Origin of the sequence: Agromyces cerinus subsp. cerinus (assembly GCF_900142065.1) — a bacterium.
Taxonomy (GTDB): Bacteria; Actinomycetota; Actinomycetes; order Actinomycetales; family Microbacteriaceae; genus Agromyces; species Agromyces cerinus.
The window spans coordinates 1,126,896-1,148,301 of the sequence record NZ_FSRJ01000001.1; the positions used below are offsets into that span (position 1 = coordinate 1,126,896).

24 protein-coding genes are annotated in these 21,406 nt (G+C 69.8%); 7 read left to right on the forward strand and 17 right to left on the reverse strand.

Features of this window, described 5'->3' with window-relative positions:
- Positions 1-59 precede the first annotated feature (59 nt).
- The 10 genes from BUR99_RS05145 to hrcA form a co-directional block, all read right to left on the reverse strand.
- Complete coding sequence (locus BUR99_RS05145) at positions 60-731, reverse strand: response regulator (RefSeq protein WP_074259204.1); 672 nt, start codon at positions 729-731, stop codon at positions 60-62.
- The gene (locus tag BUR99_RS05150; protein ID WP_074259495.1) at positions 728-1,915 is read right to left on the reverse strand and encodes a sensor histidine kinase; all 1,188 of its coding nucleotides are present in this window, start codon (positions 1,913-1,915) and stop codon (positions 728-730) included. The genes BUR99_RS05145 and BUR99_RS05150 overlap by 4 nt, the downstream gene beginning before the upstream one ends.
- A gap of 127 nt (positions 1,916-2,042) precedes the next feature.
- Positions 2,043-2,936, reverse strand: coding sequence for a GTPase Era (gene era / locus BUR99_RS05155; RefSeq protein WP_234980735.1), 894 nt, complete (start codon positions 2,934-2,936; stop codon positions 2,043-2,045).
- Entirely contained in the window at positions 2,929-4,245 is a 1,317-nt protein-coding gene (locus BUR99_RS05160; RefSeq protein ID WP_074259206.1) for a hemolysin family protein, read from the reverse strand. Before BUR99_RS05160 ends, era begins: the two co-directional genes overlap by 8 nt.
- 2 nt (positions 4,246-4,247) lie before the next feature.
- A complete protein-coding gene (gene ybeY, locus BUR99_RS05165) occupies positions 4,248-4,709 on the reverse strand; it encodes an rRNA maturation RNase YbeY (protein ID WP_074259207.1) in 462 nt (153 codons plus the stop codon).
- Positions 4,706-5,722 carry a PhoH family protein gene (locus BUR99_RS05170; RefSeq protein WP_074259496.1) on the reverse strand — a complete coding sequence of 339 codons (1,017 nt, stop codon included), beginning with the start codon at positions 5,720-5,722 and terminating at the stop codon, positions 4,706-4,708. Before BUR99_RS05170 ends, ybeY begins: the two co-directional genes overlap by 4 nt.
- A gap of 100 nt (positions 5,723-5,822) precedes the next feature.
- Entirely contained in the window at positions 5,823-6,185 is a 363-nt protein-coding gene (locus BUR99_RS05175; protein ID WP_074259208.1) for an HIT domain-containing protein, read from the reverse strand.
- A gap of 24 nt (positions 6,186-6,209) precedes the next feature.
- Positions 6,210-6,944 (reverse strand): 16S rRNA (uracil(1498)-N(3))-methyltransferase, encoded by a 735-nt coding sequence (locus tag BUR99_RS05180; RefSeq protein WP_074259209.1) that lies wholly within the window; start codon positions 6,942-6,944, stop codon positions 6,210-6,212.
- Positions 6,945-6,956: 12 nt separating this feature from the next.
- The gene (gene dnaJ, locus BUR99_RS05185; protein ID WP_074259210.1) at positions 6,957-8,057 is read right to left on the reverse strand and encodes a molecular chaperone DnaJ; all 1,101 of its coding nucleotides are present in this window, start codon (positions 8,055-8,057) and stop codon (positions 6,957-6,959) included.
- 55 nt (positions 8,058-8,112) lie between these two features.
- Entirely contained in the window at positions 8,113-9,135 is a 1,023-nt protein-coding gene (gene hrcA / locus BUR99_RS05190; protein WP_074259211.1) for a heat-inducible transcriptional repressor HrcA, read from the reverse strand.
- 196 nt (positions 9,136-9,331) lie between these two features.
- Here hrcA and BUR99_RS05195 point away from each other — a divergent pair, with 196 nt between their 5' ends.
- Together BUR99_RS05195 and BUR99_RS05200 are read left to right on the forward strand one after the other, a co-directional pair.
- On the forward strand, positions 9,332-9,763 hold the full coding sequence (locus BUR99_RS05195; protein WP_074259212.1) for a DUF4870 domain-containing protein: 432 nt from the start codon (positions 9,332-9,334) through the stop codon (positions 9,761-9,763).
- 136 nt (positions 9,764-9,899) lie between these two features.
- Complete coding sequence (locus BUR99_RS05200) at positions 9,900-10,286, forward strand: DUF4870 domain-containing protein (protein ID WP_074259213.1); 387 nt, start codon at positions 9,900-9,902, stop codon at positions 10,284-10,286.
- On the opposite strand, the gene hemW is transcribed toward BUR99_RS05200, so the two are convergent.
- The 3 genes from hemW to BUR99_RS05215 form a co-directional block, all read right to left on the reverse strand.
- Positions 10,270-11,520 carry a radical SAM family heme chaperone HemW gene (gene hemW / locus BUR99_RS05205; RefSeq protein WP_074259214.1) on the reverse strand — a complete coding sequence of 417 codons (1,251 nt, stop codon included), beginning with the start codon at positions 11,518-11,520 and terminating at the stop codon, positions 10,270-10,272. The two genes, BUR99_RS05200 and hemW, sit on opposite strands and share 17 nt — an antisense overlap.
- Before the next feature lie 2 nt (positions 11,521-11,522).
- Entirely contained in the window at positions 11,523-12,161 is a 639-nt protein-coding gene (locus BUR99_RS05210) for a DUF1990 family protein (RefSeq protein WP_074259215.1), read from the reverse strand.
- A gap of 130 nt (positions 12,162-12,291) precedes the next feature.
- A complete protein-coding gene (locus BUR99_RS05215) occupies positions 12,292-13,257 on the reverse strand; it encodes a S66 peptidase family protein (RefSeq protein WP_200802664.1) in 966 nt (321 codons plus the stop codon).
- Positions 13,258-13,395: 138 nt separating this feature from the next.
- On the opposite strand from BUR99_RS05215, the gene fosX reads away from it, so the two are divergent.
- The gene (fosX, locus tag BUR99_RS05220; protein ID WP_074259217.1) at positions 13,396-13,848 is read left to right on the forward strand and encodes a FosX/FosE/FosI family fosfomycin resistance hydrolase; all 453 of its coding nucleotides are present in this window, start codon (positions 13,396-13,398) and stop codon (positions 13,846-13,848) included.
- A gap of 9 nt (positions 13,849-13,857) precedes the next feature.
- Here fosX and lepA read toward each other — a convergent pair whose 3' ends face one another.
- Positions 13,858-15,711, reverse strand: coding sequence for a translation elongation factor 4 (gene lepA, locus BUR99_RS05225; protein ID WP_074259218.1), 1,854 nt, complete (start codon positions 15,709-15,711; stop codon positions 13,858-13,860).
- Between the two features lie 80 nt (positions 15,712-15,791).
- On the opposite strand from lepA, the gene BUR99_RS05230 reads away from it, so the two are divergent.
- The 4 genes from BUR99_RS05230 (at position 15,792) to rpsT (ending at position 18,878) form a co-directional block, all read left to right on the forward strand.
- Positions 15,792-17,033: a sensor histidine kinase gene (locus BUR99_RS05230; protein WP_074259497.1), complete on the forward strand. Its 1,242-nt coding sequence runs from the start codon at positions 15,792-15,794 to the stop codon at positions 17,031-17,033.
- The gene (locus tag BUR99_RS05235; protein WP_074259219.1) at positions 17,030-17,653 is read left to right on the forward strand and encodes a response regulator; all 624 of its coding nucleotides are present in this window, start codon (positions 17,030-17,032) and stop codon (positions 17,651-17,653) included. The genes BUR99_RS05230 and BUR99_RS05235 overlap by 4 nt, the downstream gene beginning before the upstream one ends.
- 3 nt (positions 17,654-17,656) lie before the next feature.
- On the forward strand, positions 17,657-18,499 hold the full coding sequence (locus BUR99_RS05240) for an alpha/beta fold hydrolase (RefSeq protein WP_074259220.1): 843 nt from the start codon (positions 17,657-17,659) through the stop codon (positions 18,497-18,499).
- A gap of 118 nt (positions 18,500-18,617) precedes the next feature.
- On the forward strand, positions 18,618-18,878 hold the full coding sequence (rpsT, locus tag BUR99_RS05245) for a 30S ribosomal protein S20 (protein WP_074259221.1): 261 nt from the start codon (positions 18,618-18,620) through the stop codon (positions 18,876-18,878).
- Between the two features lie 65 nt (positions 18,879-18,943).
- Here rpsT and BUR99_RS05250 read toward each other — a convergent pair whose 3' ends face one another.
- From BUR99_RS05250 to BUR99_RS05260, 3 genes are all read right to left on the reverse strand, one after another.
- A complete protein-coding gene (locus BUR99_RS05250) occupies positions 18,944-19,888 on the reverse strand; it encodes an aminoglycoside phosphotransferase family protein (RefSeq protein ID WP_074259222.1) in 945 nt (314 codons plus the stop codon).
- Positions 19,885-20,919, reverse strand: coding sequence for a DNA polymerase III subunit delta (gene holA, locus BUR99_RS05255; RefSeq protein WP_074259223.1), 1,035 nt, complete (start codon positions 20,917-20,919; stop codon positions 19,885-19,887). The genes BUR99_RS05250 and holA overlap by 4 nt, the downstream gene beginning before the upstream one ends.
- A 62-nt stretch (positions 20,920-20,981) precedes the next feature.
- Positions 20,982-21,386: a hypothetical protein gene (locus BUR99_RS05260; protein WP_143231451.1), complete on the reverse strand. Its 405-nt coding sequence runs from the start codon at positions 21,384-21,386 to the stop codon at positions 20,982-20,984.
- Positions 21,387-21,406: the final 20 nt, after the last annotated feature.

A 21,406-nucleotide genomic window follows, 5' to 3' on the forward strand; every position in this document is an offset into this window, starting at 1 on the left:
TGGTTCGCGGTCATCCTGCAGGATGACCCGGCCGCGACCGGGTCGGGCTCGGGGACGACTCAGGGCGCGCCGGGCAGCTCGTGCTCGTAGGCGAACACGACGAGCTGCACGCGGTCGCGCAGTCCGAGCTTGGCGAGGATGCGGCTGACGTGCGTCTTGACCGTCGCCTCCGACAGGAACTCGGATGCCGCGATCTCGCCGTTGCTGAGCCCGCGCGCGGCGAGGGCGAAGATCTCGCGTTCGCGGGGGGTGAGCTCCGACCAGGCGGCGGGCGCCGGCCGCCGGCCGCTCCCCCTTCCCACGTGCGCGAACAGCGCCCGGGTCGCGGCGGCCGCGATGACCTGGTTGCCCTGGTGCACCGTGCGGACCGCCGCGAGCAGGAACTCGGGATCCGCGTCCTTCAGCACGAAGCCGCTCGCACCGGCGCGAATCGCGCGTGCCGCGTTCTCGTCGAGGTCGAAGGTCGTCAGCACGAGGATGCGCGGCGGCGCCACGCCGTCGCGCTCGGCCGCCGCGAGGATCTGCTCGGTCGCGGCGATGCCGTCCTGCACCGGCATCCGCACGTCCATGAGCACCACGTCGGGCCGCTCGCGACGCGCGAGCTCGACTGCGGCCCCGCCATCGCTCGCCTCGCCCACGACCTCGAGGTCGGGCTGCGACTCGATGAGCATGCGCACCCCGGCGCGGAACAGCGCCTGATCGTCGACGAGGGCCACACGGATGCCGCTCATGCGGGTCGCCCCGCCTGCGCAGGGATGCGCGCGGTGACCCGGAACATGGCGTCGGCGCCGGCCTCGACGAGCAGCGTGCCGCCGGTGAGCTGCGCACGCTCGCGCATGCCCGGGATCCCGTGCCGGAAGGCGTGCGACTCGGGTGCCGCGGCATCCGCTCGCCTGGCGTTCACGAGCGAGACCGTGACGCCGTCGGCATCCCAGGCAAGTCCGAGGTGCACGGGTGCGCTGACGTCGCCGTGACGGAGTGCATTGGTGAGGCCTTCCTGTGCGATGCGGTAGACCGCGATCTGATGACCGGTGCCGAGCGGCAACCGCTGACCGGTCTCGGAGAAGCGGAGGTCGAGCCCGGCCGCCCGCACCTGGGCGAGCAGGCCGTCGAGGTCGTCGAGCACAGGCTGCGGGGCACCGGCCTCGTCATGACGGAGTTCGGCGAGGAGCAGGCGCACGTCGCCGAGCGCCCCGCGCGCGACCCCGGCGATCGTGCCGAGCGCGTCGACCGCCGCTTCGGGCCGGGTCGGTGCGGCGAACCGGGCGCCGTCGGCCTGAGCGATGACGACGGCGAGGGAATGCGCCACGACATCGTGCATGTCACGTGCGATGCGGTTGCGCTCCTGCTCGACCACGTAGCGGTACTCGACGAGTTCGCGTTCGCGATTCGCGGCCTCCTCGCGGCGACGCACCTCGCGGGTGTCGCGCACGGATCGCACGAGGAGCCCTGCCGTCCACGAGAGCACCAGCACCGCGATGGATGCGACGAACAGCACGAGCGTCAGGACGACCATGCTGACGGTGTCCTGCGGACCGATGAACCCGGCGTTGTCGATGAGCGGCTTCGCGACCGCGAGGTAGCCGGTTGCGAACACGGCGCCGACGCCGGCCGAGACGAGGCCCAGCCACTTCACCAGGCGCCCGCCGTGCGCGGCCGTGGAGTACAGCACCCCGAGCACCGCGACGTCGTACAACTGCAGGTCCCGCAGCCACAGCATCTGCATGAGCGCCCCACCCCATGCGAGGCCGAGCGACCAGGCGGGCGAAGCGCGGCGCACCGCGAGGGCGGCCGAGAACGCGAGCAGCGCGACGATGTCGGCCCACTCGCCGAGCACGGCGAACGGCATGCACACGAACCCGAACACGACGGCGAGCACGATGTCGGTCGTGAGCTTCGCGCGGCTGATCCTCATGGGCACCGATCCACCGTACGCGCTCGTGCGCCGGCGCACCGCAGCGAGCGACCGGAATCATCCTCGAGTCGTACACGGCGTTAACCGGACGACCGGCTCCTCACGGCCGCGTCGAACGTCGAACGCCTCAGAAACCGAGGCGGCCGAGCTGCTTCGGGTCGCGCTGCCATTCTTTGGCGACCTTCACGTGCAGCGCCAGGTGCACCTTGCGGCCGAGCAGCCCCTCGATCTGCGCGCGGGCGGTGGTGCCGACCTCTCGCAGTCGCGAACCGCCCTTGCCGATGATGATGCCCTTCTGGCTGTCGCGCTCGACGTAGAGGTTCGCGTAGATCTCGAGCAGGTCCTTGTCTTCGCGCTCGACCATGTCGTCGACCGTGACCGCGATCGAGTGCGGAAGCTCGTCGGAGACGCCTTCGAGTGCCGCCTCGCGGATGAACTCGGCGATGCGCTCGCTCGTGTCCTCGTCGGTCAGCGTCTCGGCCGGGTACAGCGGCTGGTCGGACTCGGGCAGGAGCGCGAGCAGTTCGTCGACCAGCACGTCGAGCTGGTCGCCCTGCGGGGCGGAGACCGGGATGATCGCGGCCCACTCGCGGAGCTCGGAGACGGCGAGCAGGTGCTCGGCGATCTTCGACTTCGACGCGGCATCCGTCTTCGTGACGATCGCGACCTTCTTGGCCCGCGGGTACTGGTCGAGCTGCTCGTTGATGAAGCGGTCGCCCGGGCCGATCGGCTCGTTCGCCGGCACGCAGAACGCGATGACGTCGACGTCGCCGAGGGTCGACTGCACGAGCGCGTTGAGCCGCTCGCCGAGCAGCGTGCGCGGCCGGTGCAGGCCCGGCGTGTCGACGAGGATGATCTGGCCGTGCTCGCGGTGCACGATGCCGCGGATGGCGCGGCGCGTCGTCTGCGGCTTCGAACTGGTGATCGCGACCTTCTCACCGACGAGGGCGTTGGTGAGCGTGGACTTGCCGACGTTCGGCCGTCCAACGAACGAGACGAATCCGGCATGATACTCAGCCACGGGAGTTCCTTCCATCGGTGTCGCTCGACTCGAACGCGCTCTGCACGTCGATGAGCGCCTGGTCGCGCTCGACGAGGATCGTCGAGATGCGCTTGCGTCTGCCTTCGGTGCGCTCGGCCTCGAGCACGAGCCCCGAGACCGTGACCCGCTCGCCGGGCTGGGCGAGGCGCCCGAGCTCCTTCGCGAGCAGCCCGCCCACCGAGTCGACGTCGTCGTCTTCGATGTCGAGCCCGAAGAGTTCGCCGAGCTCGTCGATCGGGAGTCGCGCGTTCACGCGGAACCGCCCACCGCCGAGGTCTTCGACCTGGGCGGCCTCGCGGTCGTACTCGTCGGCGATGTCGCCCACGAGCTCCTCGATCACGTCTTCGAGGGTGACGAGGCCGGCGATGCCGCCGTACTCGTCGACCACCATCGCGAGGTGGTTCGACTCGAGCTGCATCCGGCGCAGCAGCGCGTCGGCCTTCATCGACTCGGGCACGAACAGTGCCGGACGCACCAGCTCGCCGACCGTCAGCCCCTCGGCGTCGAGCGGGCGTTCGAAGCCGAGTCGGGCGAGATCGCGCAGGTAGAGCACGCCCGTGACGTCATCGGCATCGCGCTCGATCACGGGGATGCGCGAGTACCCGGCCTTCAGGAACAGGGCCATCGCGTGCGGCAGATGCGCCGCGGCCTCGATCGTGACCATGTCGGTGCGGGGCACCATGACCTCGCGCACGACGGTGTCGTTGAACTCGAAGATCGAGTGGATGAGCTCGCGATCGCCCTCTTCGAGCACGTCGAGCTCGGTGGCCTCGTCGACCATGCTGAGCAGCTGCTCTTCGCTCGAGACGCCCGCGAAGCGGATTCGGCCGGGCGTCACGCGATTGCCGAGCGAGACGAGCGCGCCCGCGAGCGGGCCGAGCAGCACCCGCAAGAAGTGCACGAGCGGTGCCGTCAATCGCAGCACCGTCTCGGCGTTCACACGGCCGACGCTGCGAGGACTCGCGCCGACGAGCACGAACGAGACGGCGGTCATGATGAGCGCCGAGTAGAGCAGCACGAGCCACACGTTGTCGAGGAACGACGCGAAGGCGAGGGTCACGAGCACCGCCGCGGTCGTCTCCGCGATGATGCGCATGAAGTTCACCGCGTTGACGTGCGCCCCGGTGTCGTCGGCGATCGCGAGCAACGATCGCTTCGCACGCGACTCGAGCGCGAGCTCCGTCACGTCGGCGCGGGAGCTCGACGCGATCGCCGAGTCGACGGCGGCCATGAGACCGCCGAACGCGACGAGCACGAAGGCCGCGCCGAGGAAGAGCCAGGGCTGCATGGTCAGCGGCGCCGCTCCTGCATGGAGAATCCGACGAGGATGTCGCGCTGCACGCCGAACATCTCCTTCTCCTCTGCCGGCTCGGCGTGGTCGAAGCCGAGCAGGTGGAGGATGCCGTGGGTCGTCAGCAGCAGCAGCTCGTCGATGAGCTGATGACCCGCCGCGCGCGCCTGCGACTCGGCGACCTGCGGGCACAGCACGATGTCGCCGAGCAGCCCGGCGGGGGTCGGCGCGTCATCGGTGCCCGGGCGCAGCTCGTCCATCGGGAAGCTCAGCACGTCGGTCGGGCCGGGCTCGTCCATCCACTGCACGTGCAGCTGTTCCATGGCGCCCTCGTCGACGAGCACGATGGCGATCTCGGCGTCGGGATGCACGTGCATGGCGTCGAGCGCGTAGACGGCGAGCCGTTGGATGGCGGCCTCGTCGACCTCGATCGCGGACTCGTTGTTGATCTCGATGCTCATGCCTTGCCCTTCCTCGGCAGGTGGTCGCGGGGGCCGCCGCCGCGCCGCTCGGCGCGGTTGGCGAACTCGCGCGCCTGATCGCGCTCGAAGCGCTGCGCCTGCTGGCGCTGGTCGTACTCGGTGTAGGCGTCGACGATGCGGCCGACGAGGGTGTGCCGCACGACGTCGTCGCTCGTGAGCCGCACGAACTCGATGTCGTCGACGTGGTCGAGGATGCGCGTGACGAGCCGGAGGCCGCTGGAACCCGTCGGCAGGTCGACCTGGGTGATGTCGCCCGTGACGACCATGCGCGAGCCGAACCCGAGGCGGGTGAGGAACATCTTCATCTGCTCGGGCGAGGTGTTCTGCGCCTCGTCGAGCACGACGAACGAGTCGTTGAGGGTGCGGCCGCGCATGTAGGCCAGCGGGGCGACCTCGATGGTTCCCGAGGCGAGCAGCTTCGGCACGAGCTCGGGGTCCATCATTTCGTTCAGGGCATCGTAGAGCGGGCGCAGGTAGGGGTCGATCTTGTCGGTGAGCGTGCCGGGCAGGAAGCCCAGTCGCTCGCCGGCCTCGACCGCCGGGCGCGTCAGGATGATGCGGCTGACCTCCTTGCGTTGCAGCGCCTGCACCGCCTTGGCCATCGCGAGATACGTCTTGCCGGTGCCGGCGGGGCCGATGCCGAAGACGATGGTGTGCTCATCGATGGCGTCGACGTAGCGGCGCTGGCCCTCGGTCTTCGGCCGGATGGTCTTGCCCCGGCTCGAGACGATGACCTGCCCGAGCAGCTCGGACGGCTTGGCATTGGGATCGGCGTCGAGCATTCGGGCCGAGCTCCTCACTTCGGTGGGGGTGGGGTCCTGCCCGCTGCGCACGAGCTCGAGCAGTTCCTCGATGAGTCGGCGCACGTGCATGCGCCCTTCGTCGTCGCCGCGAATGGCGATCTCATTGCCGCGCACGTGCACCTGCACGCCCGGATATTCGCGCTGCACCTGGGTGAGCAGGCGGTCCTGCGGACCGAGCAGTCGCACCATGGCGATGCCGTCGATGCTGAGCCGCTCCTCGTCCGAGTCGACGCCGAGCCGCTCCTCGTCTGGCGTCGGGGCCGCTGCTTCGGCGAATTCGCCGTTCGGGTCACTCTCCGGCAAGCGTGGCCTCCTCGAGGCCGCCGGCCAGGACGTGCGCGTGCACGTGGAAGATCGTCTGGCCCGCGGCGGCGCCGGTGTTGAAGACGAGGCGGAACTGGCCGTCGGCGAGCTCGACGGCGATGCCGTTGGCGACCTCGACGAGTTCGGCGAGCAACCCCGGGTCGCCCGCGGCGAGCTCGACGACGTCACGGTAGTCCCCCGACTTCGGGGTGACGACGACGTGCACGGGCGCCTTCGGCGCGATGTCGTGGAACGCGATGACGCGATCGGTCTCTGCGACCACGCGCGCGGGGATCTCACGGGCGGCGATGCGCTCGAAGAGGGTCGGTTCTGCGCGTGACTCGGTCATGACTCCATCGTAGCGACGGATGCCTCACCACCGCCCGAGCGCGGCGTTGAGCACCGCGATCGCCGCCGGCCCCGCGGTCGAGGTGCGCAGCACGGATGCCCCGAGCCGCACGGGCTCGGCTCCGGCGGCGACGAGCCGCTCGATCTCGGCCGGCGAGATGCCGCCCTCGGGGCCGACGACGAGTGCGAGATCACGCCCGTCGGGTCGGATGTCGGTGAGCAGCGCCGTCGCGGTCGGCTCGAGCAGCAGCATCCGCTGGCCCTCGAGGCGCTCGGCGAGCTGCCCGGTCGTCGTGACCGGTGCGACGGCCGGCAGCCAGGCGCGGATCGACTGCTTGACCGCTTCGCGCACGATGGTCGCCCATCGCTGACGGCCCTTCTCGGCCTTCGGACCCTCCCAGCGGGAGACCGAGCGGCTCGCCGCCCAGGGCACGATGGCGTCGACGCCGAGCTCGGTCGCGGCCTGCACGGCGAGTTCGTCGCGGTCCCCCTTCGCAAGCGCCTGCACGAGGGTGATGCGCGGCGATGCCGCCTCTTCGACGAGCACCTCGTCGACCTCGAGCTCGAGCTCGCGGGCGCCGGTCGACGCCACGGCGCCGTGCACGAGCGTGCCGCGGCCGTCGCCGATCGCGATGCGCTCACCCGCCCGCACTCGCGAGACCGTGACGGCATGACGTGCCTCGTCGCCCGTGAGGGCCACGGTCGCGCCGGGCGCGACGGCGGCGAGATCGAGCGACTCGTCGAGGTAGAGGTGGCTCACCGCAGCATCCGCCTAACCGAGGAACCGGTCGCGCAGGCGGGCGAAGATGCCCTGCTGGAAGTGGCTGAGCTCGGGCGCGGGCGCCTTCTTCGATGCGGCGAACTGCTGCATGAGGTCGCGCTCCTTCGACGAGAGCTTGGTCGGCGTGACCACCTGGATGCCGACCTTGAGGTCGCCGCGGCCGGAACCGCGCAGCCGCGAGACTCCCCGGTCTTTCACCGTGAGGATCTCGCCGCTCTGGAGGCCGGGCTTGAGCTCGACGTCGACATCGCCGTCGAGTGCGGCGACCTTGGCGTGCGTGCCGAGGATCGCGTCGGTCATCGAGACCTCGAGGGTGCAGAGGAGGTCATCGCCGTTGCGGCTGAAGACGTCGTGGTTCTTGACCTTGATCTCGAGGTAGAGGTCGCCGTTGGGGCCGCCGGCGGGGCCGGCCTCACCCGAGCCGGGCATCTGCAGGCGCACGCCCGTGTCGACGCCGGCGGGGATGTCGACCGGCACGGTGCGGCGGGCGCGCACGCGGCCCTGACCCTGGCAGGTCACGCAGGGCGTCGCGATGACGGTGCCGTAGCCGCGGCAGGTGCCGCAGGGGCTCGAGGTCATGACATTGCCGAGGAGCGAGCGCACCGAGCGCTGGATCGACCCGGTGCCGTGGCAGATGTCGCACGTGACGGGCGAGGTGCCCGGCTGGCAGCACGAGCCGTGACACGTCTCGCAGGTCACCGCGGTGTCGACCTCGATGTCGCGGTGCGTGCCGAAGATGACCTCGTCGAGGCCCACCTCGACCCGCAGCAGCGCGTCCTGACCGCGTTCACGCCGTGAGCGGGGTCCGCGGCTCTGCTGGCCGGCCCCGAAGAACGTCTCGAAGATGTCCCCGAAGCCGCCGAAGTTCTGGCCGCCGCCGAAGCCGCCCTGGTCGCCGAGGTCGTACTGCTGGCGCTGTTTCGGGTCTGAGAGCACGTCGTACGCGTGCGTGACCGATTTGAAGCGCTCGGATGCCTCGGCGCCCGGGTTGACGTCGGGGTGGAGTTCGCGCGCGAGACGGCGGTAGGCCTTCTTGATCTCGTCGGGGGTTGCGTCGTGGGAGACGCCGAGGACCTCGTAGTGGTCGGCCACGGAGGGCTTGTCCTTTCGATTGCCGGATGCCGGTCGCAAGCGACGGGCGGCGGGTTCAGTTCTCGCCGAGCGTTCGGGAGAGGTAACGGGCGACGGCGCGGACGGCCGCCATGCTGTGGGAGTAGTCCATGCGGGTGGGTCCGACGATGCCGAGGCGCGAGATGTCGCGTCCCGGGATCGCGAACGCGCTCGAGACGACCGAGGTCTCGCCCAGGCCGAACGAGGCGTTCTCGCGCCCGATGCGCACCGTCACGGCGTGCTCGTCGGTCGCCATCTCGCCGAAGAGCTTCAGCAGCACCACCTGCTCTTCGATCGCCTCGATCACGCCGAGGATGGAGCCGGCGAAGTCCTGCTCGGTGCGCACGAGGTTCGCCGCTCCGGCGACCACGAGGCGATCCTGCCGCTGCGCGCGGGCCTGTTCGGCGAGCGTCGCCGCGAGGGTGTGCAGCACGGCCGCGTGGCGCGGGTCGACGTTGTCGATCTCGCCCGACAGCGCATCCGCGGCATCCGCCATCGCCCGGCCGCCGGCGATCTCGTTGAGTCGCACGCGAAGGTCGCCGAGCGTCTGCTCGTCGACGGGCTCCTCGAGTTCGGCGAGACGCTGCTCGACCTGCCCGGAGTCGGTGATGAGGATGCACAGCACCCGCTCGGGGGCCAGCGCGATGAGCTCGACGTGACGCACGCGCGCGCTGCCGAAGCTCGGATACTGCACGACCGCGAGCTGATTGGTGAGCTGGGCGATGAGTCGCACCGTGCGCGCGAGCAGTTCGTCGAGGTCGCTCGATTCGCCGAGGAACGTCTCGATGGCCTGCCGTTGGGCGCCGCTGAGCGGCCGCACGTCGGTGAGCTGGTCGACGAAGACGCGGTAGCCCTTGTCGGTCGGGATGCGGCCCGACGAGGTGTGCGGGGCCGCGATCAGCTCTTCTTCTTCGAGCAGTGCCATATCGTTGCGGATCGTCGCGGCGGAGACGCCGAAGGCGTGCCGCTCGACGATCGACTTCGAGCCGACGGGTTCGCGCGACGCGACATAGTCCTGCACGATCGCGCGCAGAACCGCGAGGCTGCGTTCGGAGACCATTTCCTCGCTTCCCTCCATCGTTTAGCACTCGTTCTGAGTGAGTGCTAATCATATCGCGCCATCCCGTGACACGGCCGTTGCCAGCCGCTGGGCGCGGCGCTAGCTTATGGGTATCCCCCGCGAGTCACCCCCTGGCTGCGATCCCCCGTCGCGCGAGATGCGGTTCATCTGAGAGCCCCCGAAAGGCACGCACCCCATGACCGATTCCAACACCCCTGCCCCCGATCCCGACGCCCAGCCGACTCCGCCGCCCGCCGCGCCGCAGGGGGCGCCTGCAGGCGCACCGCAGGCGGCCGCAGCAGCACCCCTCTCCCAGGAGCAGGACGTGCAGTGGGGTGCCTTCGCCCATCTCGGCGGCGTGGTCGGGTTCCTCCCGTCGCTCATCATCTGGCTGATCTTCAAGGATCGCGGCCCGTTCACGAACACCGAGGCGAAGGAGGCGCTGAACTTCCAGATCACGATCCTCATCGCCTACGTCGTGGGCTCGATCCTCACGGTCATCCTCATCGGCGTCTTCATCGTCTGGGCCGCCTGGATCGTGAGCGTCGTCTTCTCGATCATCGCCTTCCTCAAGGCGAAGGACGGCCAGCACTACCGCTACCCGTTCGCCATCCGCCTCATCAAGTAGCAGGCCGGCACCGAGCGCGCCGGGCTGGGTCTTCACCCGGCGCGCTCTGCTGTGCCAGCATGAGAGTGCCTCGAACTTCGCCCATCGGGCGACGAGACCGAACCTCGCCTCACGGCGAGCCGACCAAGGAGACATCATGTCCGGTGCAACCCCGCCTCCCCCGCCTCCCGGCAACCCCTACGAGCAGCCGAGCCAGCAGCTCAGCCCGGCCGACGAGAAGCTCTGGGCGACGCTCGTGCACATCGGCGGCATCTTCTTCAGCTTCATCCCCGCCCTGATCGGCTACCTGGTGCTGAAGGACAAGGGCCCGTTCGTGCGCGAGCACACCGCGACCGCCCTGAACTTCCAGATCACCATGGCGATCGCGTCAGTCGTCGCTGGGATCCTCTGGTTCCTCATCATCGGTATCTTCCTGAGCATCGCCATCGGCGTCGTCGTGATCGTCTTCAGCATCATCGCCGCGGTGAAGGCCAACCAGGGCCAGCCCTACACGTACCCGCTCTCGATCAAGTTCGTGAGCTGAGCTCCGACGAATCGTCGAGCAGGCGCCGCACCACGGCGTCCGCGAGCAGCCGCCCTCTCCTGGTGAGTGTCACCACTCCCGAGAGGGCGGCTTTCGCGTCCACGAGGCCGTCGGCGATGAGGCCTGCGACCGCATGACGGCCTCCCGCGTGCAATGAGCCGACCGAGATGCCCTCGCGGATGCGGGTGAGCAGCAGCACGCGCTCGACCTCTCGGGTCGGGCCGTCGAGCGTCTCGCGGCCGACCGCGGGTGAGACGCCGGCTGTGACTCGATCGGCATAGGCCGAGGGGTGCTTCGCATTCCACCAGCGCACGCCGCCGACGTGGCTGTGCGCACCCGGACCCACACCCCACCAGTCGTCCCCGCGCCAGTATCCGAGGTTGTGCCGCGATCGGTGCGAGGCATCCGTCGCCCAGTTGCTGACCTCGTACCACTCGTAGCCCGCCGAGGCGAGCAGGTCGTCGGCCAACTCGTACATGTCGGCCTCGAGGTCGTCGTCGGGCTGGGCAAGCTCGCCGCGCCGGATCTGCCGGGCCAGCTTCGTGCCCTCTTCGACGATGAGCGCGTAGGCGCTCACATGGTCGGGTCGCTCGGCGACGACGGCCTCGACGCTCCGACGCCAGTCGTCGATCGACTCCCCCGGCGTGCCGTAGATCAGGTCGAGGCTGACGTCGAGCCCGGCGTCGCGCGCCCAGCGTACGACGAGCGGCACTCGCGCCGGATCGTGCGTCCGGTCGAGCGCGGCCAGCACGTGCGGCACAGCCGACTGCATGCCGAACGAGACGCGGGTGAAGCCGCCCTCGGCGAGACGCACGAGGTCTTCGGGTCCGACCGAGTCGGGGTTCGCCTCGGTCGTGACCTCGGCGCCCGGCTCGAAGCCGAACTCGTCGCGAACCGCAGCGAGCATGCGCACGAGGTCGGCGGCCGGCAGCAGGGTCGGCGTGCCGCCGCCGAAGAAGACGGTCATCGCGGGCCGAGCGGGCACAGCGGATGCCTCGAGCATCTGCCGCGACATCCGGATCTCGGCGATCGCGTGGTCGGCGTAGTCGACCTGCCGCGCGCCTCGGAGCTCGTCGGAAGTGTAGGTGTTGAAGTCGCAGTACCCGCAGCGCACCCGGCAGAACGGCACGTGCACGTACACGCCGAAGGCGCGGTCGGCGGCGCCGACCGCGGCAGACGCCGGCAGGAGCCCGTCAGCGGGCGCCGGGTCGCCGAGCGGCAGAGCGGATGCCACGACTAGACGCCGCCGGCGGGGTGCAGGGCCCGCAGCTCGAGGCGAGTGAGCTCGCGACGACGCTTGCGCTGCATCGGCGCGGTGACGCCGGTCGTCGCGAAGATCGACCGGATCGTGAGCCATACGGTGTCGTCGTCGCGGTGCTCGACGATGAAGGACTCCTCGCCGCTCTCGGGGCCCTCAGCCGTGGTGCCGTAGGCGAAGCCGATGCGTTCGGGCTCGTCGATCACGTAGACGATGAGCACGGGGATCTGTTCCGTGCCGATCCGCTTCTTGCGCTCGAGTGTCGCGGTCATCCCGGCGGCGATATAGGGCATGCCGTCGGCACCGAACCGCTCCTCGATGCGCGGGGCCGGCTGTTCGGCGAGCGGGGCGCCTTCGACGTCGTAGACGATGCCCGGGTACTGGGCGCCCGTGCCCGTCGAGATGTCGGCGATCTCGAAGCCCGAGCCGCGCTGGATGCCCCACGTCATGAGCGACTCGGCGGCGCGCTCGAACCGCTCGATGCCCGAGCCGAGGCGAACCACGTCTTCGGACGGGCGGTAGCCGGTAGGCGGGTAGCGCAGCAGATCGGGTGCGAGGGTCGCCCCGATGGCGCCGTACGTGACCGATTGGTCGGTGAAGGTGCTTCGGCGGGTCATCCGTGGGCCTTTCCTGTGGTGCGGCACCTGCCGGGCGCACGCGTCTGATGCGATGCGGGCTCGACAGGCACAGTCGATTCTACGGACGTCGCCTGAGTCCGTTCTGGTGATGACGTGCCTCGGCGGGGGCTCAGCGATCGACGCCGGCCGATTCGAGCAGCGAGAGGGTCGTGGCATCCGCGTCGAGCTGGGCCCGAACGCCGAGCGGCAACGGCAGGTTCGGCGGGGTGTGGCCGATCTCGAGATTCGCGAGCACGGGGATGTCGCGGTCGCCGAGCACGTCGAGCACGATCTCGCGCAGCCCGGGGCCGCCTTCGGTGACCTCGACGTCGGCGATCGGGCCGACGAGCATGCCCGCGATGCGATCGAGGATGCCGGCGTGGCGGAGCACGTGCAGGTCGTTCCAGGCCGCCGACGTGGCGGTGCCGACTTCCTCCCAGAACAGGATCGCGCCGTCGAAGCGTTCAGGCGGCAGCGCGAACGGCGTCGCCTGCAGGCGCACGAGGCGGTTCAGGAGGCCGCCGATCAGCGGGCCCACCGCACGCCCGCCGTGCCAGCGCTCCCACTCGCCGCCCGAAGGAAGCATGCCGACGGGCGCCGTGCTCGTGAGCAGACGGGTCGAGACGTCGGCGAGTTCCTGCCGCCGTTCGGCACCGGCCTCCTGCCATTCGCCGTACCCGAAGGTCACGAGATCGCCGTGCACGCCCACGAGACCCGTGCGGGAGTGCAGCGCGAGCAGCACGACATCGATGTCGCTGAACCCGATCACCGGCTTGGGGTCGGCCTCGACGGCCGCGTAGTCGATCAGGTCGAGGTAGCCGAGCGTCATGCGACCGCCCGAGAGCGCGAAGATCGCGCGCACCTGCGGGTCGCGGAGCAGTCGGTTGAACTCCCGCGCGAGCTCGGCGGGTTGGGCCGCGCCCCACCACCAGTGACGCCCGATCTCGACGAGCGGCGAGACCTGCACGACGAAGCCGAGTCCCTCGAGTTCGGCGATGCCGCGTCTGAAGAGCGCCACCTCGTCGGCGTCGAGGCCGCCTGAGAGCGCCGCCACGGCGACGGTGTCGCCTGGCCGCAACACGCTCGGACGCAGCATCCGGACCATGCTCAGCCCCCTTCTGGGTGCGCTCGACCGCCCGATGCAGTCCGACGCTTCACCCGCTGACGGCGACCACGCTAGCGCTCGGCGCCGTCGGCGTCGATGGCTCGGGCCAAGGTCTCCGAGAATGGAGGCATGGCAGACAGCACCCCTCTCATCGGCAGTTCAGGCCTCAGCCACGTGACCTTCATCGTCAGCGACCTCGACCGCATGGAGACGATCCTCACGCGCGTGCTCGGAGCGGTACGGGTGTACGACAGCGGCGCCGAGAGGTTCTCCCTTTCTGAGGAGCGCTTCTTCCTCGTCGGCGAAGAGCCGGTGGCGACGTGGGTCGCGATCATGCAGGGCGACGGAGGGTTGCCGCGTTCGTACAATCACGTCGCGTTCCAGGTCGACGCGGGCGCGCTCGACGAGCTGCGTCGCGTGATCGACGCGCTCGGCCTCGAGCAGCGTCCGCCGCGCTCGCGCGTCGCGGGCGAGGGCGAGTCGATCTACTTCTACGACGACGACGCGCATCTCTTCGAGCTGCACACCGGATCGCTCCGCGAGCGGCTCAGCGCATATGCGCCGGGAGCGCCTCGGAAGTAGAGGCCGAGGCTACTTCTTGTCCTTCTTCTCGACGTCGCCCGAGAGCGCGGCGATGAACGCCTCTTGAGGGACCTCGACGCGGCCGACCATCTTCATGCGCTTCTTGCCCTCCTTCTGCTTCTCGAGGAGCTTGCGCTTCCGGCTGATGTCACCGCCGTAGCACTTGGCGAGCACGTCTTTCCGCATCGCGCGGATCGACTCGCGCGCGATGATGCGGGCGCCGATCGCGGCCTGGATGGGCACCTCGAACTGCTGGCGCGGGATGAGTTCGCGCAGGCGTCCGGTCATGAGCACGCCGTAGGCGTATGCCTTGTCGCGGTGCACGATCGCACTGAACGCGTCGACCTGCTCGCCCTGGAGCAGGATGTCGACCTTCACGAGGTCGGCGGCCTGGTCGCCCGTGGGCTCGTAGTCGAGCGAGGCGTAGCCGGCGGTCTTCGACTTCAGCTGGTCGAAGAAGTCGAACACGATCTCGCCGAGCGGCATGTTGTAGCGGATCTCGACCCGGTCTTCACCGAGGTACTCCATGCCGATGAGCGAGCCGCGACGCGACTGGCAGAGCTCCATGATCGTGCCGACGTAGTCCTTCGGCGCGAGGATCGCGGCGCGCACCATGGGCTCGCGCACCTCGACGATCTTCGCCCCCGTCGGGAACTCGCTCGGGTTCGTGACCGTGACCGTCTTCTTGTCTTCGGTCGTCACCTCGTAGATCACCGACGGTGCGGTGGCGATGAGGTCGAGGCCGAACTCGCGCTCGAGGCGCTCGGTCACGATCTCGAGGTGCAGCAGGCCGAGGAAGCCGCAGCGGAAGCCGAAGCCCAGCGCGACGGAGGTCTCGGGCTCGTAGACGAGCGCGGCGTCGGAGAGCTTCAGCTTGTCGAGCGCCTCGCGGAGCTCGGGGTAGTCGCTGCCGTCGATCGGGTAGAGACCCGAGAAGACCATCGGCAGCGGCTCGGTGTAGCCGGGCAGCGCCTCGGTCGCCGGCTTCGCGGCGGTCGTGACCGTGTCACCGACCTTCGACTGGCGCACGTCCTTCACACCGGTGATCAGGTAGCCGACCTCGCCGATGCCGAGACCCTTCGAGGGAGTCGGTTCGGGCGAGCTGACGCCGATCTCGAGGATCTCGTGGGTCGCCCTCGTGGACATCATCTGAATGCGCTCGCGCGGCTTCAGGTGGCCGTCGATCATGCGCACGTAGGTGACGACGCCGCGGTAGCTGTCGTAGACGGAATCGAAGATCATCGCGCGCGCCGGGGCATCCGCATCGCCGACCGGGGCGGGAATGCGCTCGACGACACGGTCGAGCAGCGCTTCGACGCCGACGCCGGTCTTGCCCGAGACCTTGAGCACGTCGTCGGGCGAACCGCCGATGAGGTCGGCGAGCTCCTTCGCGTACTTCTCGGGCTCGGCGGCCGGGAGGTCGATCTTGTTCAGCACTGGGATGATCTCGAGGTCGTTCTCGAGTGCGAGGTAGAGGTTCGCGAGCGTCTGGGCCTCGATGCCCTGCGCCGCGTCGACGAGGAGGATCGCGCCCTCGCACGCCGCGAGCGAGCGGGAGACCTCGTAGCTGAAGTCGACGTGACCGGGGGTGTCGATCATGTTCAGCGCGTACGAGGAACCCTCGACCTGCCACGGCATGCGCACCGCTTGGCTCTTGATCGTGATGCCGCGCTCACGCTCGATGTCCATGCGGTCGAGGTACTGCGCGCGCATGTCTCGATCGCTCACGACGCCCGTGATACCGAGCATGCGGTCGGCGAGCGTCGACTTGCCGTGGTCGATGTGCGCGATGATGCAGAAGTTGCGGATCAGCGCGGGGTCGGTGGCAGCAGGCACCGGCGGGTTCGTGGCTCTCGGGGACATCCTGACGATTCTCCCATGACTTCGCTTCAGACTTTCGACGGATGCCCCGCGGCGCGCCCCCGGGCTACGCTCGGAGCATCATGGCGGTCATCCAGATCCCGAGCGAACGCGTCGCTCCATCGGCCCTGCGGCCGGTGTTCACGGCGCTCCGACTCGGCCTGCACGTGCTCGTCGTGGGCCTCACGCTCTTCGTGGTCGTGCGCGCGCTGCTCGACGACGCACCCGACGAGATCGGGGTGACGGTGCTGGCCGTCGCGTTCCTCGCCTGCTACGGAGCCGGCGTCGCGACCGCCCACCGCAGCCTGCCGACCTGGGCGCGGGTGATCTGGCTCGTCAGCCTGCTCGTGCTGTGGGTCGGCATGTCGGCCATGACTCCCGACGCGGCGTTCCTCGCCTTCCCGCTCTTCTTCCTCGAGCTGCATGTGCTCGCGGCGCCGATCGCGGTGCCGCTCGTCGTCGTGACCTTCGGCCTCTCGGTCTGGGGCACGGCGACCCACCTCGGGTTCGAGGTCGGCTCGATCCTCGGCCCGCTGATCAGCGCCGGCGTCGCCATCGTGATCGGCCTCGGGTATCGCGCCATGGCGCAGGAGACGCAGGAGCGTCAGGCTCTGATCCTCGACCTCATGGCGACACGCGAGGAGCTCGCGGCCGCGAGCCGCGAGGCGGGCACCCTCGCCGAGCGTGAACGCCTCGCGAAGGAGATCCACGACACCGTGGCGCAGGGCCTGTCGAGCATCCAGATGCTGCTGCACGCCGCGGAGCGCGATGTCGCAGACGAGCCCACGCAGCAGAAGCTGAAGCTGGCCCGCGAGACCGCCGCCCAGAACCTCGGCGAGACGCGCCGCTTCATCCGCGAGCTCGCGCCGCCCTCGCTCGACGCGCAGACCCTGCCGTCGGCGCTCCGGCGCCTCACCGAGTCGACCACTGAGCAGTCGATGCAGTCCGGCACGCCGCTCCGGGTCGAGTTCTCCACGAGCGGCGACCCCGTGATGCTGTCGATGGCGGCTGACGCAGCCCTCCTCCGCATCGCGCAGGGGTCGCTCGCGAACGTGCTGCAGCACGCCGGTGCCACGCATGCCTCGGTCACGCTCAGCTACCTCGGCGACGAGATCGCGCTCGACGTCGTCGACGACGGGGTCGGGTTCCGCACGTCGTCAACGCTCGACGCCGACGCCTCGCAGCCCGGCGACGCAGGTCCCGGCGGGTTCGGTCTCCGCGCCATCCGCCAGCGCGCTGCGGCCCTCGGCGGCAGCGTCGACATCGAGTCGGCTCCCGGCGACGGCACGGCGATCTCCGTCCGCATCCCGGTGGTGAGGCCATGATCCGCATCCTCCTCAGCGACGACCATCCCGTCGTGCGCGCCGGCATCCGCGCGATGCTCGAGAGCGAACCCGACCTCGAGGTCGTGGGCGAGGCCACGACGGCCGAAGACGCGGTGCGGCTGGCCGAGGCATCCGCTGTCGACCTCGTGCTCATGGACCTGCAGTACCCGGGCGCCATGCAGGGTGCAGAGGCGACCCGCCGCATCCGCTCGCGGAAGGGCTCGCCACGAGTGCTCGTGCTGACGAACTACGACACGGATGCCGACATCCTCGGAGCGATCGAGGCCGGGGCGAGCGGCTACCTGCTGAAGGATGCCCCGCCGGCCGAGCTCATCGCAGCCGTGCACGCCGCGGCGGTCGGCGACGCCGCGCTCGCCCCGGGAGTCTCGTCGCGACTCGATGCGTCGCTTGCGAGCGGCGAACGGCTGACGGTGCGCGAGGCCGAAGTGCTCTCGCTCGTTGCGGAGGGCCGCACCAATCGCGAGATCGGCCGCGCCCTCTTCCTCAGCGAGGCGACTGTCAAGTCGCACCTCGTGCACATCTTCACCAAGCTCGGGGTCGGTTCGCGCACCGCAGCGGTCGCCAGGGCACGCGAACTGGGTGCGATCAGGGCGGGCTGACGGATGCCTCGCGCTCGCGTCGTGCTCGTGCACGGACTCCGCACCTCATCGTCGATGTGGCGCAGGCAGCTCGAGCTGCTCGGTGCGCACGACCTCGATGTCGTCGCCATCGATCTGCCCGGACACGGCGCGAGGATCGGCGAGCCCTTCTCGATCGAAGCGGCGCTGCAGACGATCGATGCTGCACTGAACCCCTCTGTCGCTGCGGGCGCGACCGACCGCGCAATCCCCCGGCTGCTCGTCGGGCTCAGTCTCGGCGGATATCTCGCATTGGAGTTCGCTGCTCGGAACCCCGATCGCCTCGATGGGCTCGTCGCGGCGTCGTGCAGCACGCGCCCGCGGGGTGCGCCGCTCGGCGGCTACCGGCGACTGGCAGCGATCATCGGCCGCATGCCCGACCGCGGTCGCGGCCTCAACGACGCGATGGCACGGCTCTTCCTCTCCCCCGAGGCCGCCGACGACGTGCTCGCGGGCGGCGTCGCCCTCGACGTCATGGCACCCGTGCTCGGCGCCGTCGGTGATCTCGACCCCGTCGGAGCGCTCTCGGCGATCGACGTGCCGGTCTGGCTCGTGAACGGCCGGTTCGACCACTTCCGTCTCGAGGAGCGCCGGATGCTGCGCGCCGCCAGAGACGGCCACCTCGTCATCATTCCCCGCGCGACGCACCTCGTGAGCCTCATCCGACCCGACGATTTCGCTGCGACCGTGCTCGGCGCCGTCGCCGAACTCGATCGGCGCGCCGCCGCCGAGCGTCGGCGGCGCAGCCCGGCCGGCACGCCGCCGGAAGGGTCGCCGAGTTTCCCCGGGCAACTCGCAGGCGCGGACGTTGGTGACGCACCCGCATAGCTGGTATCGTTGCCTGTTGGCTTGCGTGTGGGTCCCACCCCGCACGATTCGCCGGTGAGGCCCCTCTACCTTTCCCGGCACATCCGGTACCCGCACAAGAACGAAAGACGAACTCCACGTGGCAAACATCAAGTCGCAGATCAAGCGCAACCGCACGAACCTCAAGGCGCAGGAGCGCAACAAGGCCGTCAAGAGCGAGCTGAAGACCGTCATCCGCACTGCGAAGGACGCGATCTCCACGGGCGACAAGGAGAAGGCGACGACCGCCCTCCGTGCCGCGACGCGCAAGCTCGACAAGGCTTCGAGCAAGGGCGTCATCCACAAGAACCAGGCCGCGAACCGCAAGTCGGCTCTCGCGAAGCAGGTCGCAGCGCTCTGACGCGAACACGCACTCGATGAAGGCCCCGGCACGGATGTGTCGGGGCCTTCGTCATGCGCGGGGCGCTACAGGCGACGCGCCAGCCAGCGCAGCGTCATGTCGCCCTGCAGCAACTGCATCGGCCTGAGCTGCGGGAGTCCCGGCACGGCGGGCGCGTGCCCGTCGCGCCAGCAGCGCCCGGCGAGGCCCGCGAGCATCACGTCGACGCCATGCGGATCGGCATCAGACCAGGCCGAAGCTGCGAGCACAGCCTCGGGGTCGAATCCGTCAGCGGCGATGTCGGGAATGAGCCGGATCCAATCAGCCCACCCCGGCGCCGTCCACCGATGCGTCCAGTCGACCAGACGGAGCCTGCCCGAAGGCTCGCGCATGACGTTGTCGCGGCGGATGTCGCCGTGTTGGAATGCCGTGCCCGAAGCGAGCGTCTCGAACCATTCGGCCTCGAGCTCTGCGAGCGTCTCGACACGGAGCCCGTAGGGCAGGTCCAGGTGTCGCACATGGGCGACGGATGCCGTTGCCGCCGTCGCAGGTCGTTGCAGCGCCTCCCACGCGCCCAAGAGCGGCGCGAACGCGTGCGCGTACGGCTCGGTGGCGCGAACCGGACTCGGATCCAGACGTTCGCGCAGATGATGCGACAGAGCGGCGAGGGACCCGAGGTCGGCATGGTTCCACTCGGCGATCGCAGCGCCGTGCACGCGTTCGTAGACGGCCACCACCCACCCGTCGGACTCGCTCCACGACAGCAGCGGCGGCCCCAGATCACCGATGGTCGAGGCGAGTTCAGCGCCGACGCGCACTGCGTCACCGCCAGCGTCACCGACCGCGCCGGCCTTGACGAATACATGCCGTCCCGAGGCCGCACTGACGACGGATGCCACGGACGGAGTGAAACCCGCCGCGGCGGGCGTCTCCCGCGCGATTCCGCCGCCGAGCACCGACGTGACGAACTCGACGACGGAAATGGGAGCCGTACGCAGCAGCAGCGGTCGCGCGAACTCCGCAGTCGTCACGCGCGGCCGCGCGAGGCGATGACGCCGACGAGCCGTTCGAGAGCGAACACGGGGTCTCGCTCGGCGCCCTTGACCGCGGCATCAGTGGCGGCGAGAGCCTCGATCGCCCTGCCGAGCCCTTCATCGGTCCAGCCGGCGAGATCGCGTCGCGCACGGTCGACCTGCCATGGCGCGAGACCCAGCGAACCTGCGAGCTGGGCACCGCCGCCTCGAGTGCCCGACACCTTCGCCATCGTGCGTACCTTCATGGCGAACGCCGCGACCATGGGCACCGGGTCGGCGCCGCTGTCGAGCGCGTGCCGGAGCGCGATGAGCGCCTCGCCGTGCCGTCCAGCGATCGCCGCGTCGGCCACCGCGAATGCGTTGGTCTCGACGCGGCCACCGTAGTAGCGCGCGACGACGGATTCGGTGATGTCGGATGGCGCATCGGCGAGCAGCTGCCGGCAGGCCGCTGAGAGTTCGCGCAGATCGTCGCTGAACGCGCCGACGAGCGCCCGCAACGCGCCGGGGCTGATCTTGCGGCCCGCTGCGCGGAATTCGGCGGCGGCGAAGTCCTGCTTCTCTGCGTCTTTCTTGAGTTCGGCGCAGACGATCTCGATGCCGCCTCCGCCGCCGGCGCGAATCGCGTCGAGGAGCTTCTTGCCGCGAACGCCGTTGCGGTGGCGGAGCACGAGGGTCGTGGACTCGGCCGTCTGGGAGAGGTAGTCGAGCGCATCGAGCAGGAAGTCGTCGCTCGCGCGTTCGACGGCGCTGACCCGGATGAGGCGCGGCTCACCGAAGAGCGAGGGGCTCGCGAGCGTCATGAGTTCGCCGCGCCGGTAGCCGTCGGCTTCGAGATCGCTCACTTCGAGGGCCGGGTCTTCGGTACGCAGGAAGTCGCGCAGCATCGTGATCGATCGCTCGGCGAGCACGTCTTCTGCGCCCGTCACGAGCACCACCGGTGCCGGCCGGATCGCGTGCCAGGCGAGTTGCGGGATCGCCGCCTTCGTCTTGGGCGATGCCCCTGCGCGCGATGCCACCGCACCTCCCATTCGTCGCTTCGAGTCTACGGGCCGGCGCCGACACCGACGACGCCGCGCTCCTCCGCACGCCGTCAGTTCGCGTCGAGGTGCTCGTCGAGGAGTTGTGCGAAATCGCCGGGCACGCAATGAGCTTCGCCGGAGACGGTGATCAGCTCCGCGTCGACGAACGCGCCCATGCTCTTGACCGGGCCGCCGTAGCCGAACAGCACGATCTGCGTTCGGGCCGAATCGACCCGTTCCGGCGAGAGCCCGAGGCTCTCCCAGTGCGTTTCGAGCCCGGTGACGGTTGCTTCGGCATCGGTGACTCCAGGACCGGTCTGTCGAGCGGTGAAGGTCACCCCGTCGGTGCCGTCGGGAAGCGTGCACTGCTCGGGAGGGTTGTCGACATACTGGGACCACCCTGTGGGACCGCCGAGGAATGCGATCGTCGATTCCATGGTCTCGCGGAGCGCCTCGTGTGTCTCTTCAGGGCTCATCTGTTCCTCCGCGCTCGATG